This window comes from Bacteroides helcogenes P 36-108 (assembly GCF_000186225.1).
GTDB classification, from domain to species: Bacteria; Bacteroidota; Bacteroidia; order Bacteroidales; family Bacteroidaceae; genus Bacteroides; species Bacteroides helcogenes.
The window spans coordinates 3477753-3493554 of record NC_014933.1; the positions used below are offsets into that span (position 1 = coordinate 3477753).

Sequence of the window (15802 nt, forward strand, 5' to 3'; positions counted from 1 at the left end):
TTAAGTTTTCATATAAGTTTCAAATTTTCAAGAACACACAATGTTTATACATAATGCGCAATATAAAGAATAGAATCAGATAGTTGGCAAACGAAAGCCATACGGCATAATATCCCCCTAAGTACTGTTCCAGCCCATAGCTCACCGAAGCCGCTACACAGCGGAAATTCACCACCTCACCCAATACATAGGCCGTTATGGAATTCATGCCATAAATCTTCAGCCATTCCAATCCTTTGGAATGTCCACGAACATCAATCCAATAATAGAACAAGGCCATCAGCAAGAAACAATAACCACTGGAAAGCAACACCATACTTCCTGTCCATATCCTTTTGATAATCGGCATTTGCAAACTCCACAGCCAAGCCACAATAACCAAAGCAATACCTATCAGCAGCAAGTGCAGAGCTACCTTCCCGCGATCCTTCCCTGCCCTTTTCATCATTTGCCCGGCAAAAGAGCCCGACATCACTGTAACGCCAAATGTCAAACTGCTCCATACCCATGTGTAATTGTACCACGGAGCAAAGCTCCATGTACCATCATCGTTCCAATAGACCCCGTCACGGAAACGTCCCAATATCCAACGATCCACTTGTTCGGCGAAGTTTCCTTCAGGAGTAAAATCTCCCATGAAAGTCATCGGTATCCAATATACCACTAACAACAAAACCGTCACAATCAGTTGTACTTTAATGCGACAATGCAGCAGTATCATACCAGCTATCAGATATCCCACAGCAATAGCCTGCAATGTATTTGTATAGAAATAGATATGCTTAGGATTCAGCCCCAACAGGTTGCCTTGCACCACCATTCCTAAAAGAAACAGCAACAATACTCTACGGAATATTTTCCTATAAATAATGCATTTGTCAGGAGAAGACTGGTATTTTGCAAAAGAGAAAGGCATGGAAACACCCGTCATAAAAAGAAAAAGCGGCATTATCAAGTCCCAAAAGCGGAACCCTTCCCATACTTCATGGTCAAATTGATAGAGAACAACATCCATAAAAGGCAAATTCAATTGTTGCCCCAGAGACATTAAAACCGGTTGAAAGAATACGAGCAAAAAGAGGTCAAAACCACGCAAAACATCCAAAGATGCTAAACGGGAGGAAGATATTTTCAAAGAGTCTTGTTGTAAGGCATTCTTCATAATACAGATTAATTTAGATTAATGGAGTACAATGATACAAAATAATATCCATTTAAGAAGACACTATGGAAGAAGATTAATATTCATTAATTCCAGCAACCTATTATTTCATCATACAAAAGGTATAAAAAGTTAATTGTTTTCAAAAAGGTGTAGCTAATATGTTATTCAGATTTTTCTAATCATCTCAGTTCATAGCAAATAATAACTTGGTTATCATCTTCGTTCACCAGCTTCAGCCGTTGTATGTCCTGCATATCCATCAACTTGGTATCAATATACTTATCTATTTTCCCCGGTGTTGCGGCATAATAGAATTTGTTGCCTTCTACTGCAGTCGGGACAGGAAGCGTACAATTCTCCCCTTGCTTATAGACATTCACTTTTCCACCTTTCTTCTGACAAGCAATGTAGAAACCGTCCTTCAAGAAATAGCAGATGTCAATGTCTTGTAAACGGAATTTATCCATGACAACTATGTTTTTAGTTTGCATCAGATAATTCATATAGTAATCAGCCGACATTCCGCGGTCTATCTTGCTTACATCCACGCTTTCACCACCAAAATCATAAACCACGGCCGGCTGTAAGGACAAACTGCTCGAATCGACGCGGTAGAGCGTGTCACAGGGATAAGAATGCGAATAGTATAACGAACCGTTATATCTTGCCAACCTGAAAAGCGAAGTTATCCCTATCAAATCAGGATAGTCGAAGTGTATTGTCTCAAGAACTTTTTCCTGTTTCACCGAGTAGAAATAGAAATCTTTGGGGTCATTGATGATATACACATCATCTGTCAGCTTGGCATGACACCGCCATTCCATTGCAGAACGTGTAGAGTCCGGCACATTTACATTGTATGAACGGGTTAAATGTAAATTCTTGTCATATTCTCTTATCCGCGGAATAAAGTTCTCATAAATACCGATTGTCCCTTTTTCATCAATATACATGCTGGGAGCACCCGTATAATCCTCCGGCCCCTGTCCCAAAAGGCTATGAGTGCTACGAACGAACTTTCCGTGTTTATCAAATAGCATCACTTCATTCCGGTCATTGTTTATATACATCATCCCATCTTGCACTTGCATTGATGCAATTCGCTTTATCAGGCAAGAATCGTTCGTTTCCAAAGGGATGACAGAAATCGATTTCACCATCTCAGCTAAATTCAACGGCTGAGATTTTGAAAAGTCCACATGGATGACATCATAATCTACCTTACCTTGTTCTGAGCAAGACAAAATAAAAAGAGACAATAATATACTTAGAATCTTAATGTTTTTCATTGCACAATACTTCTTAAGTTAAATACAAGAACATCCATAAGCGCTGCCACCTTGAAGGGTAGTAAACTTATACTGAGTACATAATGAAAGTTTTTTCTTTGAAAAAAGAATCAAAAGCCGTTAGTTACAGCAACAAAGCTGAACTAACGGCTTTAAAAAACCGAAATTCCGGTTAGAAAGAGAAGAATTTATTATCCTCCTCTTTCTATCTTTGTGCTAAGTTAATTCAATACGTAGCTCTGTATCGTTACAGTCCATATCTTTACAGTGCCATCGGCTGCAGTCACCTTGTATTTATTGGCCTTTCCGGCGGTCCAGTCAGACTCAACACCTAAAGCGGAAGAACCTTCAACCGGTTCGATGGTCGCAGCAGTCGAAATATTAAGCATCATTACCACTTTCTTGGCATCAAACTGGTTGACGTTAGCAGCGGCAGGTGTTGCCTTCCCTACAACGATTGTAGCAGCATCTTTGTCGATGGTTACATCTGCACGAGAAATATTACCCCAATCAAAAAGTTGGCTGCCCGTAGGAGAAACCTCCGTATCGTAATAATAATACAATCCACGGATACTGGTGATATCCGCATCATGGAATACCTCGATGTCTTCTAAACCGCTTTTGATGCAAGAGGTTAACATAAGCGGAAGCATCAATAATATCGTTAAATATATTCTTTTCATATTGTAGTCATATTAAGGATTTAAATTTAAGACAATCGTCAATCGTTACCAACCCGGATTTTGCGTTGTAGTGATACCATACGCATTACGATCATCGATGAAGCCTTGTGGAATCGGCATCAGATAGCGGCGTTCAGGCGTGAACTTACGCTTATACTGATCCGCGAAAGTGATATAGCCGACAGCCATCTTCTTACGGTCATTGGAGATATAAATCTTGCTGACCGGCATATCCAATTCAGGAATAACATCCGCATCTGCATATCCATCACTGAAAGTAGCTTTTGCACTATTGGCAAGTCCCCATCTCAACATGCTATGATAAAGATTGCTTCCACCTTCAAATACAAATTCACAAATACGTTCGCGCTTATAGTCACTCCATGCCTCAGCCAAAGTTGTGGCTGTAGATTCATGAATCTGTCCATGAGTGGTACGGGTTACATTCAACATCTTTACCGCATTGGCTACTTCTTTCTTATACAAATAGACCTCAGCCGCATTCAGATAAGCTTCTGCCAAACGACATATTACATAGTGATAATCAGTCTGGTTACTTACATAAGGACGCGGGGAAACTTCATAAACGCCTTTACGCCAATAATAATTGGAGTTGGTGGTGTACCAAGAAGAAGGGGATCCTTCACGACAACCACTCCACGCGTTACCACCGAAATTAGTAGTGATAGTTTCACCCTGCCAAGTGCTTTGGTCGTAAACCACTGTGCCATAGAAACGTGCATCACGATTCTCATACATCAACTGAGAAATATTTTTCTCAGCACCAGCTTTCAATTCACCATAACGGACAATACATCTTGATTTCTGTCCGTTACTCCAACTGAGTGACTCAGCAGCCTCCGTTTCCGTAGGCATGTATCGTTTAGTGTCTGTATTGCTACCAACCGATCCTTGCTTACAGGTACTTGGATCCATTTCCGTAACATTGTTCTTGTATTGTGAGCTTTCCCACCAAGCCACTGCAGCGCCTGTCGTTTCATCATTCACAAGGAACTGATCCACCAGATCCTGTGTAGGGAAGTATCGTGCCCAACTTTCCAAAACACGTACACCACCAGGATTGGCCAATCTATCTGTTGCTCCCGTCTGAGCCAAGTCATCGTTACTGATATTGGGAACTGTATTCTGAATTTCAGTAATACTTCCACAAGTCGTATTATTCGCCAAACGGTAATAGGCTAAAATTATTTCGGGAGAGCTATAAGCTCCACCGGCCAAAAACATATTCTTATAGGCCGCTTCCGAATTTACTAAAGAATACTTACCGCTATTAATTACAGCATTGCACGACTCCAAAGCCTTGGTCAGATAACTTTCATCTTTCGTATAAGCATAAGCTTGCAAAGCAGCACGTGAACGCAAGATATGGGCAGCATATAAATTTATACGGCCTGAACTTGATGTTTCGGGTAATCCTTGGATAGCGGCATCAAAATCAGCCATCACATACTTGTAGGATTCAGTAGGATTGGCCGTCAAATCCATCTTATAGAATTTCACCGTATCTTCCGGATAAGAATATACTTCTGTTGCCGGAATAAAACGTCCCATCCATTGTGCCTGAGACAAGAAAACCATACCACGCAAACAATGGCCTTCGGCTACCAACTGCGCCTTTTCATTTTCGGACATACCGGTAGATGCAGCCGCTTTTTCAATAATAAGGTTACAGTTTCGCAGTGTACTGAACTGGTTGATACCCATATTCGTGCTCACATCATAGCTTTCACGCGGACTACCGTCAGCATTGCCCAAATCATCATAATTGCCATAAGGAGTCCAAATAGATCTACCGGCAGCACTTGTATAATCTGCCAGCCCCAATACACTGCTATACGTTCCCACTACAAAGGCATCAGCCGTAGATTTAGAACTCCATACCAAATCTTCGCTATAAGATGTGAACGGTTCAGTGTCCATGATGTCACTACACGAACTTGCCATGAAAGTACCCAATATTCCAAGGCAGGCATATTTTATTAGTTTGTTCTTTTTCATATTCTTTCTTTAGTTAAAAACCGACATTAATACCAAAAGCTATCACACGTTCGTTAGGATAACCATAGTTTTCATTGCTGGCATTTTCCGGATCCATACCATACTTAGTAGCTTCTGAAATGGTAAAGATGTTTTGTCCGCTGATACTTGCCTGCAACTTCGTAATCCATTTGCAGTTCTTCAATAATTTATACTTGAAGTCATAAGCCAAAGAGAAATCTTTCAGACGGATATAGCTACCGTTAATCAACCAGAAGTCACTGCCCAAGTAGTTATTGTTTCCATTCTTGCCGCCTCCATAAGAAGTAAGACGCGGATATTTGGCGTTTGTATTTTCCGGAGTCCAATAGTCAGTCTGGAATGAATATACCGGAATATAATTGCTCTGCGCGTTGTTACCCTGCAAAGCGCCTCCTAAATACATATTGAAGCTGCTGGCGCCTTGGAACAGAACATTCAAGCTCCATCCCTTATATGAGCCTCCCAAAGATATACCGAAGTTACTGTGAGGGAAATTACCACTACCGATACGAACCGCATCAGCACCGGTAATCACACCATCACCATTGACATCTTCATACTTCAGGTCACCCGGTTGAAGATTATATGAATCTGAAGGCAAAGCACTGTTACGTATTTCTTCATCCGAAGTGAAGAAACCTAAGCAATGTAAAGCTGTAGTATAATAATCTGTATTCTGTACACGGCGTGTACGGGGATTCATCTGTGAAGTGATTGATTCACTGGGATCATTAGCCCACAATGTGTTATAGTAAGTCCAGTTGGCAGACACGTCATACTTAAAATCTCCGATATTGCTTCTCCAGCCCAATTGGAACTCATAACCGCCACGACGATACTCGGCATCGGTAGAAATTTTTGGGAGAGAAGTACCCAACGGAGCATAATAACCAGCATCCGTAGCAGCCGGAGCATAAATAAAGCCCTTGGTCTTATAATAGAAGTAATCAAAAGAACCGTAAAGGCGATTGTTCAGAGATGCGAAGTCAAAACCGACGTTGGCCTGTGAAGAAGTAAACCAAGTGATGGCTGTGGATGCCGGATCTTTTTCATAGAATGTGCCGTAGTATTGACCGTTTATGACATAACCTTTCGCACTGTAGCCGTAATCAGACAAATACGAGTAACGGCTGATATGATAAGTATCTCCGTCTTTTCCCCAGTTGTCGGCTCCTACCTCACCATAAGAAGCACGAAGCTTCAACATATCAAGAACATGATTGTCTCTCAAAGATTCCATGAACTTCTCCTGATCTACGGACCAGCCCAATGAACCTGCCCAGAATGTACCCCAACGCTTGTTCTTCGGGAACATATCAGAGCCATCATAACGAAGAGAGAATTCCGCAAAATACTTCTGGTCATAGTTATACTTAGCCTGCCCTACCCAGCCAGCGCGTCCATATTCCTCCTCACCCGCACCAATGGATGTAGTAGATTCAGGACCGGCACTAAACTGGTCAATATTGAAGACATAGCCCGTACGTCCCATTGACTCACTTTCATTCAATCCGTATGTAGCTTCATAACCGGCTAATGCACTGATATCATGCTTACCGAACTTGCGATTATAGTTAGCAAACCATTGCCATGTATAGTAATAATTGGATGCTGTATAACGACTCAAACGAGAAGAACCGGCATATTGAGGATCCGTAGATTCCCATTCATATTGTGCCGCATCTTTACGCCAGTCTTTCTCTCTGCGGATATAATAGTTATAGTTGACAGCACCACGCAAATTCAAACCTTGCACGTATGGAACATCCCACTCCAACTGCAATTTGGCATTCAGCATCTTGCGATTATCACGCAAATAACCTGCTTCGTCAGAAGTTTCAGCTACCGGATTATCGCTACCCACATAAGGATTGCCAAATTTATTGACAGCTATGGACATTGGAGACTTATTCTGAATATGTGAGAACACTTGATAGTAGCCACTTGCAGTTGAGCTGTAAGGATGTGTCGTCTCTTGTGCATATCCATCTACGGAAGCAGTCTCTCTCAAACCGATAGCCTTGATATAGGCAGACTGAGTGAGACGAACATTGTAACGCTGCATATTGTGCGTATTCTTGCGATACAAAGATTGTTGGTCTATATATCCCAAAGAAGCAACATAATTATTGGTTTCTGTACCACCGGCCATAGTGATATTATGCTTCTGTGTCGGCGCCCAATCGCGCAAAACAAGCGAGCGCCAATCTGTATTCGGATAGTTGAATGGATCAGAACCGTCACGATATTTCTGAATTTCTTCTGCCGTATAACGTACACCACCGTCACGACCATCATTTGCATAAGCAATATTGGTCTGCTCTGCTATCTCAGCAGAACTTAAACGGTCACGCCAAACACTGGGCTGGGCCAAAGACAAGTTATAATTGTAATCAATGCTCATCTTGCCTTCCTTACCCTTTTTGGTAACAACCTGAATAATACCATTAGCTGCACGAGAACCATAAACAGCGGTAGAAGAAGCATCTTTCAAGATAGATACTGATTCCACATCGCCCGGAGCCAAAGTCTTGAAGTCCTGATATTCACGGATGATACCATCAATAACCACCAACGGAGTGTCACCACCACGAATCGTAATAGTAGATGACTTATTGATACCACCACCATTACCTTGAATAACCAATCCAGGGGCACGACCGGCCAAAGCCTCTGTTATGTTTGTCGTAGGAGCAGCTTCCATGCCTTTGGTTTCAACCTTAGATACTGAAGCTATCAATGAACGTTTAGTGCTGGTTCCATAACCTACAACTACCACTTCGTCCAATGCCTGAGAGTCCGCTTCCAACTGAACATTAATGAGTTTACCATCCTGAGGAGTCAAAACCTGAGTTTTGTAACCGATAAAAGATATTTCAATCTGTCCTTTTACCGGAACATCCAAAGTAAACTTGCCATCAAGATCTGTCACAGCACCGGTACTACCATTTTTCACTCTGACAGCAGCACCAATAACAGGTTCGCCCATTTCATCAACCACAACACCGGTCACCTTACGTCCTTGTACAGACTGCTGCACAATCTGCACATTCTTCACCTCATTCTTAGTCAGAATGATATGCGAACCTTCCAGCTTATAGGCTACATCGCCGCCCGGAAAAAGTTTAGGTAATATACTTTCTACGGTTTTCTTGTTCACATTGATAGAAACCGGACGCTTCATATCAATATTGTTTTGATAGATAAACAAATAATTCGTTTGTTTTTCAATTTCATTCAATACGTCCGACAGAACTGCATTGTTCTTGTTTATAGTAACTTTTGCCGTTTGGGAATTTACATTCCCTGCAAAAGAACAGAACGTACAGAAGAATAAGATAAAGGTCGTTATTCGCATAGTTCTATAAAATAAGTTAATTTGATGGATCTTCTCTCGAGTTCCATCATCATTCAAGTCTTTTTTCATACATTTACAAATTAGTTTGATTAAAGGTTTTTTTTCAGAATTGTGAAAATCTTTTTTCCACTTACGGCAAGTACCGCTAATACTTGCCGTTTTTTGTTTTTCATAAGCACTTTCTACATAGGCAATCCTGTTTTTCAAATTTACACATAGTTATTATCTCAAATATATAATGTTCTCTTCTTCATCTCGACGATAGGAGAAATCAACATCTTCTTGCAATATCCTTAATGCATAGTCCACTCCATCTACCAGTCTGAACTTACCTGTCAGCTTAGGATTGGGCATATCGGGATTTTCTTTTACGAAACGGATATCATAATAAACCTCAAACTGCTTCAGCACTTCCTCCAACGGCAATTCTTTGAAACAATAGAGCCCTTCAAGCCAGCGATAAGCCTCCATATCATCAATGTGCTCTCTAAGTAATCTTCCATTGCGAAGCACTGCCTTGTCGTTAGGTCGAAGTATCATAGCATCATTAGAAGTAGTGACTTTCACCTTTCCCTCCTTTAGAAAAGTCTCAAACTTGTCTGTACTTTCATAAGCACTGATATAGAACTTAGTCCCCAACACTTCCACTTCTCCTTGAGCTGTTTGCACCACAAACGGTTTCTTCTCATCACGGCTCACTTCAAAATAAGCCTCACCATCTATTTTTACCACTCTCTTGTCTGAAGCTCGGAAAGTTTGAGGATATTCCATCTTTGTCTTGGCATTGAGCCACACATTGGTTCCATCAGCCAAAACCATATTGACCCTCTGACCTTGAGGCACTATAACCTTATTCACGGAATCTGCACATATAGCCTGCTCCACTTGATGGATGGTCAGCATGACGGTAAGCAAAAGAACAGCCGCAACAGACGCCACCTGTACAGCAAGTCTTTTTAAAGAAAAATGAAAGCCTTTTCTTCTGACCGGCAATTCTCCCGAAAGCAGAAAAGCATCAAACAGCTTACGTTCTCGCAGAAACTCCCGGTGATGCTCGCCTGATTCGTCCAGCCAAGCCCGTAACTTAACTTCCTCGTTAAGCGTGGTTTCTTGACGGAAAAAACGGAACAATAAGTCTCTATCTATACCCATTTGTGCTAATTTAAAATAAAAGAGCCTTAATATTATATATGCTTAATAAAGCCCTCATTATATAAAAGCACGTGAGAGTAGAAAATCCACAGCTAAAGAATGTTAATTATTAAAGGAAAGTAAATAGACAAGAAGTGGCAGGTAGTCTTTTAATGATTTCTTCAAAGAAGCTGTCGCTATATCCAAATGATATTCGACTCCTCTTACAGACATACCCGTCTGTACAGCAATCTCTTTGAAACTCATTTCCTTGAAGCGTCGCATAATAAAAACCTGCCTTGTTTTTTCCGGCAATTTATTCAATGCTTTAGCCACAAGCTCTTGCATTTCCTTGGATAGAAGTTCTTCCGGAGAGCATGCCTCCAGTGTAGATATTTTCAAATTGAGTTTCCATTCCTCATGCTCCTGCATTTGACGGGACAAATCTTTCCGACATTGGGCATCACGCAAATAATTCAAACATTTATTTTTAACCGATGTCAGAATATAAACAGAAGGGACAATATCGGCAGCCAACCTTTTTCGGTTCTCCCAATAGTACACCATTGCCTCCATTACTATATCTTCGGCAGCCATGCGGTCGGCAACGTAAGTAGAGGCAAAACGTACAAACCGCCCTTGATACTCAGTAAACAAATTATTGAATATATGCAGGTCTGAATCCATATTATTCAAATCAGTAGCCGCCATTCATTTATCATACATTATTATATTTCACCACGAGCAAAGATAGAACAAACATTTAAATATCCCAAATATTAAAAAATAATTTCTTTAAAATATTTTCAATTATAAATATTCAAGTTTACTTAAATACCTCAATTAAAGAACAAAGGAGATTTTTTTCTTCGTTTACTTTGCCTTATATACAAAAAAAACTACATTTGCATTAATTCAATAAAATTGTGGGAAGTAACAAAATAAAAATACAATATACATGAAGAAGATACTCTATAACATTTATCAAGTCTGCTTTGCACTGCCCATTTTATTAATATTGACTATCCTTACAGCATTGATCACTATTATCGGCTCACTGATCGGCGGCGCGCATATATGGGGATACTATCCCGGCAAAATCTGGTCGCAGTTGATTTGTTATATATTACTCATCCCGATAGAAGTGCACGGAAAGGAAAGACTGCATCAACAAACCTCTTATGTCTTCGTCCCCAACCATCAAGGCTCTTTTGATATTTTCCTGATTTATGGCTTTCTTGGACGCAACTTCAAATGGATGATGAAAAAGAGCTTGCGAAAGTTGCCTTTCGTGGGAAAAGCCTGTGAAAGTGCCGGGCATATCTTTGTTGACCGTTCCAGCCCCAAAAAAGTAATGGCAACCATGAGACAGGCAGAATCTTCACTGAAAAATGGGGTATCTCTTGTAGTATTTCCCGAAGGGGCAAGGACTTTTACCGGGCATATGGGGTATTTTAAAAGAGGAGCCTTTCAATTGGCCGACGAATTGCGGCTGGAAGTGGTTCCCGTAACCATTGACGGCTCATTCGAGATTCTTCCACGCACAGGGAAGTGGATACACCGCCATCGCATGATATTGACCATCCATCACCCCATTCCACCCAAAGGGCAAGGTGCTGAAAATATCAAAGCAACCATGAGAGAGGCTTACACAGCAGTTGAAAGTTCGCTGCCCGAACAATATAAGGGGATGGTAAGGAATGAAGACCAGGACTAACGGTTTCCTCCCAAACGGCGGTGTTCTTCAATCAGCTTCATGTTTTCTTTAGCCTTGGAGAGAAAATCCTCCACCAACGGATTTTCCTTGAATGCTTTAGGGGCAGTCTTCATGATATCTTCTATCAGAGGAGTCATAACAGGATAGGGTAGCGTGCTGCACATCATCATAAAGACACTCGGTCCCAGCACATTCTCAAAATTTTCGGTGATGAATTGTTTGACGTAGTCATTCATCTCTTTTGTCAAAGCTTCGCCTTCTTTTGCCAATTGTGCATGCACGTCTTCCAGATTTGCGCCATCCAGCACCATACGGGCTTCCTTCCGTTCCAGTTCTTCAATCTTCACTTCCATGTCATTGCGCTTCTCTATGAATTCATAGAGCTTATTATTCAAGGAAGTACCCTTGGCTATCAATTGGGCATCAGCTATGGAAACTTCCACCGTCCCACTCTCAAGGACTAACGGCATGATGCCTTCATTATCCATGTAGAGTGTCACCATCATCACAGAATCAACCGGCCCATTCATCTTGAAAAGCCCATGAATGACCTCTGCCGAATCAATGGATACCCACTCTCCGTTCTGAAATGTTTTAAGGAACAACATCTTTCCGTCAAGGCTGGTTACCGAAGAACTGCCTTCAATTTTATACTTGCGGCTACAAGATGTTATAAGCACAGCTAAGAACAAAAACGGCAAAACACGGCTTACACTCATTCTAATCATGCAGGAAACGATTTTTGAATTATATTTGGCAAAGGTATTAATATTCCTTATAAACCGCGTATAAAGAAAGGATTTTTCATTTGGTTTACGTATTTTTGCACAATTGTAAATCATAAAAATAGGAAAAATATACATGTCAACCTATGCTCCTTTTGCCAAACCTCTCTATGTAATGCTGAAACCCGTAGGGGCGATATGCAATCTGGCATGCGACTACTGCTATTATCTGGAAAAAGCCAAACTGTACAGAGAGAATCCCAAGCATGTAATGAGTGAAGAACTTTTAGAAAAGTTCATCGAAGAATATATAAATTCACAAACCATGCCGCAGGTTTTGTTTACATGGCATGGCGGGGAGACACTGATGCGCCCGTTGTCTTTCTACAAGCGGGCCATGGAACTTCAAAAGAAATACGCCAACGGGCGAACCATAGACAACTGCATACAAACCAACGGCACACTGCTGACCGACGAATGGTGTCGATTTTTCAAAGAGAACAACTGGCTGGTGGGTGTCTCCATAGACGGTCCTCAGGAGTTTCATGATGAATACCGGAAAAACAAGCAAGGGAAGCCATCATTCATCAAAGTAATGCAAGGCATCAATCTCCTAAAGAAGCATAATGTAGAGTGGAACGGCATGGCCGTCGTGAATGATTACAATGCGGACTATCCGCTGGATTTTTATAATTTCTTTAAAGAAATAGGATGTCATTACATTCAGTTTGCCCCTATTGTGGAACGCATCGCCCCACATCAAGACGGGCGGCATCTCGCCTCTCTGCAAGACAAGGAAAACAGTACCGGATTAGCCGATTTTTCTGTCAGCCCCGAACAGTGGGGGAATTTCCTCTGCACCCTGTTCGATGAATGGGTAAAGCAGGATGTGGGCAATTATTACATACAGTTGTTCGACTCCACCCTTGCCAACTGGGTAGGCGAGCAACCGGGTGTATGTTCCATGGCAAAGACCTGCGGGCATGCGGGAGTCATGGAGTTCAACGGAGACGTATATTCTTGTGACCATTTTGTTTTTCCTGAATATAAATTAGGTAATATCTATCAGAAGACACTGGTGGAAATGATGTACAGTGAAAGACAACAGGCTTTCGGACAAATGAAACAACAGTCGCTCCCCACTCAATGCCGGGAATGCGAATGGCTGTTTGCCTGCAACGGAGAGTGTCCCAAGAATCGCTTTGCACACACCGCCAATGGCGAACCGGGACTAAACTACCTGTGTGCCGGATACCGCAAGTTCTTCAGACACGCAGCCCCTTACATGGACTTCATGAAAAATGAACTGATGAACCAACGTCCGCCTGCCAATGTCATGGAAGCCATGAAACAGGGTGGAGAGTATGAATCAATAAAATAAGAACAGTATTCAACAATAAATCATTAAACAAAAACAATATGAAAATTACATTCAAGAAGTGTTTACTTGCGGCAACCGCCGCGTTAACCGTCTGCTCTGTCCGTGCAGACGAGGGAATGTGGTTGCTGCAACTGATGAAGCAGCAGAACTCCATCGACATGATGAAGAAACAAGGATTGAAGTTGGAGGCCGACGACCTCTATAACCCCGGTGGAGTCTCCTTGAAAGATGCCGTAGGTATATTCGGTGGCGGCTGCACCGGTGAAATCATCTCACCGGAAGGTCTGATACTGACCAACCACCACTGTGGATATGCCTCCATACAGCAACACAGCAGCGTGGAACACGACTATCTGACCGATGGATTCTGGGCCATGAACCGCAACGAAGAACTGCCTACACCGGGACTGAAATTCCGTTTCGTACACCGCATAGAGGATGCCACCGACCTGGTGAACCAGAAAATCAAGGCAGGCGAAGTGGACGAAATACATGCCATGACGCGCCCCTTCCTCCGCAAGCTCGCCAAAGAACAGTTGGAAAAGAGCGACCTGAAAGGCAAGCCGGGCATCGAAGAAGAGATTTTGCCTTACTATGCCGGAAACAAGTATTATCTGGTATATTATAAGGTGTACAGCGACGTGCGCATGGTAGCCGCTCCCCCCTCCTCGGTAGGCAAGTTTGGCGGCGAGACGGACAACTGGATGTGGCCCCGCCACACGGGCGACTTCTCCATGTTCCGCATCTATGCCGATGCCAATGGAGAACCGGCAGAATACAGCGCAAGCAACGTGCCCCTGAAAACCCCGAAGTTCCTGCCCATCTCCATCAAAGGATTGAACGAAGGCGACTATGCCATGATTATGGGATTTCCCGGCAGCACCGAACGCTGCTTGACACAGAGTGAAGTGAAGCAGCGCATGAATGCCATGAACCAGCCGGTGATTGACATGCGCGGCGTGCGCCTCGAAGTACTGCGCAAGTACATGGATGCCAGTGACAAGACGCGCATCCAATATGCCAACAAGTTTGCCGGAAGCAGCAACTATTGGAAAAATTCCATCGGAATGAACAAGGCTATCGTGGACAACGACGTGCTGGGCGCCAAGGCCGAAATAGAGAAAAGATATGCCGAGTTTGCCAAGGGAAAGCCCGAATACGAAGGCGTGGTAGAAAAGATTGATGCCATTATCGAGAAGAGCACTCCCACCCTGCGCCAGCTCTATTATATCAACGAAGCCCTGCGCGGAGCCATCGAATTCGGCAGTTTCTACCTCATAATGGACAACATAAAGCAGGCGCTGCAAGAGAAGAACGACTCGCTGCTGCAGGTGTGGAAAGGACGATTGGATAAAGCCTACAGCGGAATGCACAACAAGGACTACGACCATGAAGTGGACCGCGCCGTGGCCAAAGCCATCCTGCCAGCCCTGGCCAAAGTCCTGAAGGCAGACGAACTGCCCAGCTTCTACCAGACCATCCAGAACGACTTCAAAGGGAACTTCGACGCATACGTGGACAATCTGTATGACAACTCCATACTCTCCAGCCGCGAAAACCTGGACAAATTCCTGGCAAAGCCCACCGTGAAAGCCATCGAGAAAGACCCCGCCACGGCCTACTCGCGCTCCAAGAACGAGAAGATGCAGGAACTCGGCAAGCAGTATCAGGAATTGGGAAACGGACTCGAACTGCTTCACAAAGCATATATCCGTGGTTTGGGTGAAATGAAGCAACCTATACCTTCTTATCCGGACGCCAACTTCACCATCCGCCTGACTTATGGCAACGTGAAAGCCTACAATCCCCGCGATGCCGTACATTATAAATACTATACCACTACCGACGGAATTCTTGAGAAAGAGAACCCCGAAGACCGAGAATTCACGGTTCCCGCCAAACTGAAAGAACTGATTCAGAAGAAGGACTTCGGACGCTATGCCATGAAAGACGGCACAATGCCGGTATGCTTCCTGACTACCAACGACATTACGGGGGGAAATTCCGGAAGTCCCGTCATCAATGGTGAGGGTCAACTCATCGGCTGCGCATTCGACGGCAACTGGGAATCTCTGAGTGGAGACATCAACTTCGACAACAACCTTCAGCGTTGCATCAACCTTGATATCCGCTACGTACTCTTTATCCTCGAAAAATTGGGCGGCTGCGAGCACCTGATAAAAGAAATGAACATAATTGAGTAGTTCCGCAACTTCCCGGGAATGAGACCAAGAGTGAACGACATTGAGTCAGTGACTGAAAGGCATTGAGTCAGGAACTGAATGCCTTTCAGTCACTGACTCATTCCTACCC

General features: G+C 42.9%; 11 protein-coding genes. 3 read left to right on the top strand and 8 right to left on the bottom strand.

Annotated features, from left to right (window positions below):
• Positions 1 to 19: 19 nt before the first annotated feature.
• The 7 genes from BACHE_RS14425 to BACHE_RS14455 form a co-directional block, all read right to left on the bottom strand.
• Positions 20 to 1162 (bottom strand): acyltransferase family protein, encoded by a 1143-nt coding sequence (locus tag BACHE_RS14425; protein WP_013548447.1) that lies wholly within the window; start codon positions 1160 to 1162, stop codon positions 20 to 22.
• Positions 1163 to 1344: 182 nt separating this feature from the next.
• The gene (locus tag BACHE_RS14430; protein ID WP_013548448.1) at positions 1345 to 2454 is read right to left on the bottom strand and encodes a 6-bladed beta-propeller; all 1110 of its coding nucleotides are present in this window, start codon (positions 2452 to 2454) and stop codon (positions 1345 to 1347) included.
• A 221-nt stretch (positions 2455 to 2675) separates the two neighbouring features.
• The gene (locus BACHE_RS14435) at positions 2676 to 3137 is read right to left on the bottom strand and encodes a DUF5018-related domain-containing protein (protein WP_013548449.1); all 462 of its coding nucleotides are present in this window, start codon (positions 3135 to 3137) and stop codon (positions 2676 to 2678) included.
• Between the two features lie 45 nt (positions 3138 to 3182).
• Positions 3183 to 5156: a RagB/SusD family nutrient uptake outer membrane protein gene (locus tag BACHE_RS14440; RefSeq protein ID WP_013548450.1), complete on the bottom strand. Its 1974-nt coding sequence runs from the start codon at positions 5154 to 5156 to the stop codon at positions 3183 to 3185.
• Positions 5157 to 5169: 13 nt separating this feature from the next.
• Positions 5170 to 8361, bottom strand: coding sequence for a SusC/RagA family TonB-linked outer membrane protein (locus tag BACHE_RS14445; RefSeq protein ID WP_245530898.1), 3192 nt, complete (start codon positions 8359 to 8361; stop codon positions 5170 to 5172).
• Between the two features lie 396 nt (positions 8362 to 8757).
• Complete coding sequence (locus BACHE_RS14450; RefSeq protein WP_013548452.1) at positions 8758 to 9687, bottom strand: FecR family protein; 930 nt, start codon at positions 9685 to 9687, stop codon at positions 8758 to 8760.
• A gap of 102 nt (positions 9688 to 9789) precedes the next feature.
• A complete protein-coding gene (locus BACHE_RS14455; protein WP_041579885.1) occupies positions 9790 to 10353 on the bottom strand; it encodes an RNA polymerase sigma-70 factor in 564 nt (187 codons plus the stop codon).
• 271 nt (positions 10354 to 10624) lie between these two features.
• On the opposite strand from BACHE_RS14455, the gene BACHE_RS14460 reads away from it, so the two are divergent.
• The gene (locus BACHE_RS14460) at positions 10625 to 11383 is read left to right on the top strand and encodes a lysophospholipid acyltransferase family protein (protein WP_013548454.1); all 759 of its coding nucleotides are present in this window, start codon (positions 10625 to 10627) and stop codon (positions 11381 to 11383) included.
• Here BACHE_RS14460 and BACHE_RS14465 read toward each other — a convergent pair.
• Positions 11380 to 12111, bottom strand: coding sequence for a DUF4369 domain-containing protein (locus tag BACHE_RS14465; protein WP_013548455.1), 732 nt, complete (start codon positions 12109 to 12111; stop codon positions 11380 to 11382). The genes BACHE_RS14460 and BACHE_RS14465 overlap by 4 nt on opposite strands.
• Before the next feature lie 133 nt (positions 12112 to 12244).
• Between BACHE_RS14465 and BACHE_RS14470 the strand changes: the two genes are divergently transcribed.
• Both BACHE_RS14470 and BACHE_RS14475 read left to right on the top strand, forming a co-directional pair.
• The gene (locus tag BACHE_RS14470; protein ID WP_013548456.1) at positions 12245 to 13489 is read left to right on the top strand and encodes an anaerobic sulfatase-maturation protein; all 1245 of its coding nucleotides are present in this window, start codon (positions 12245 to 12247) and stop codon (positions 13487 to 13489) included.
• Positions 13490 to 13527: 38 nt separating this feature from the next.
• A complete protein-coding gene (locus tag BACHE_RS14475; RefSeq protein WP_013548457.1) occupies positions 13528 to 15693 on the top strand; it encodes a S46 family peptidase in 2166 nt (721 codons plus the stop codon).
• Positions 15694 to 15802: the final 109 nt, after the last annotated feature.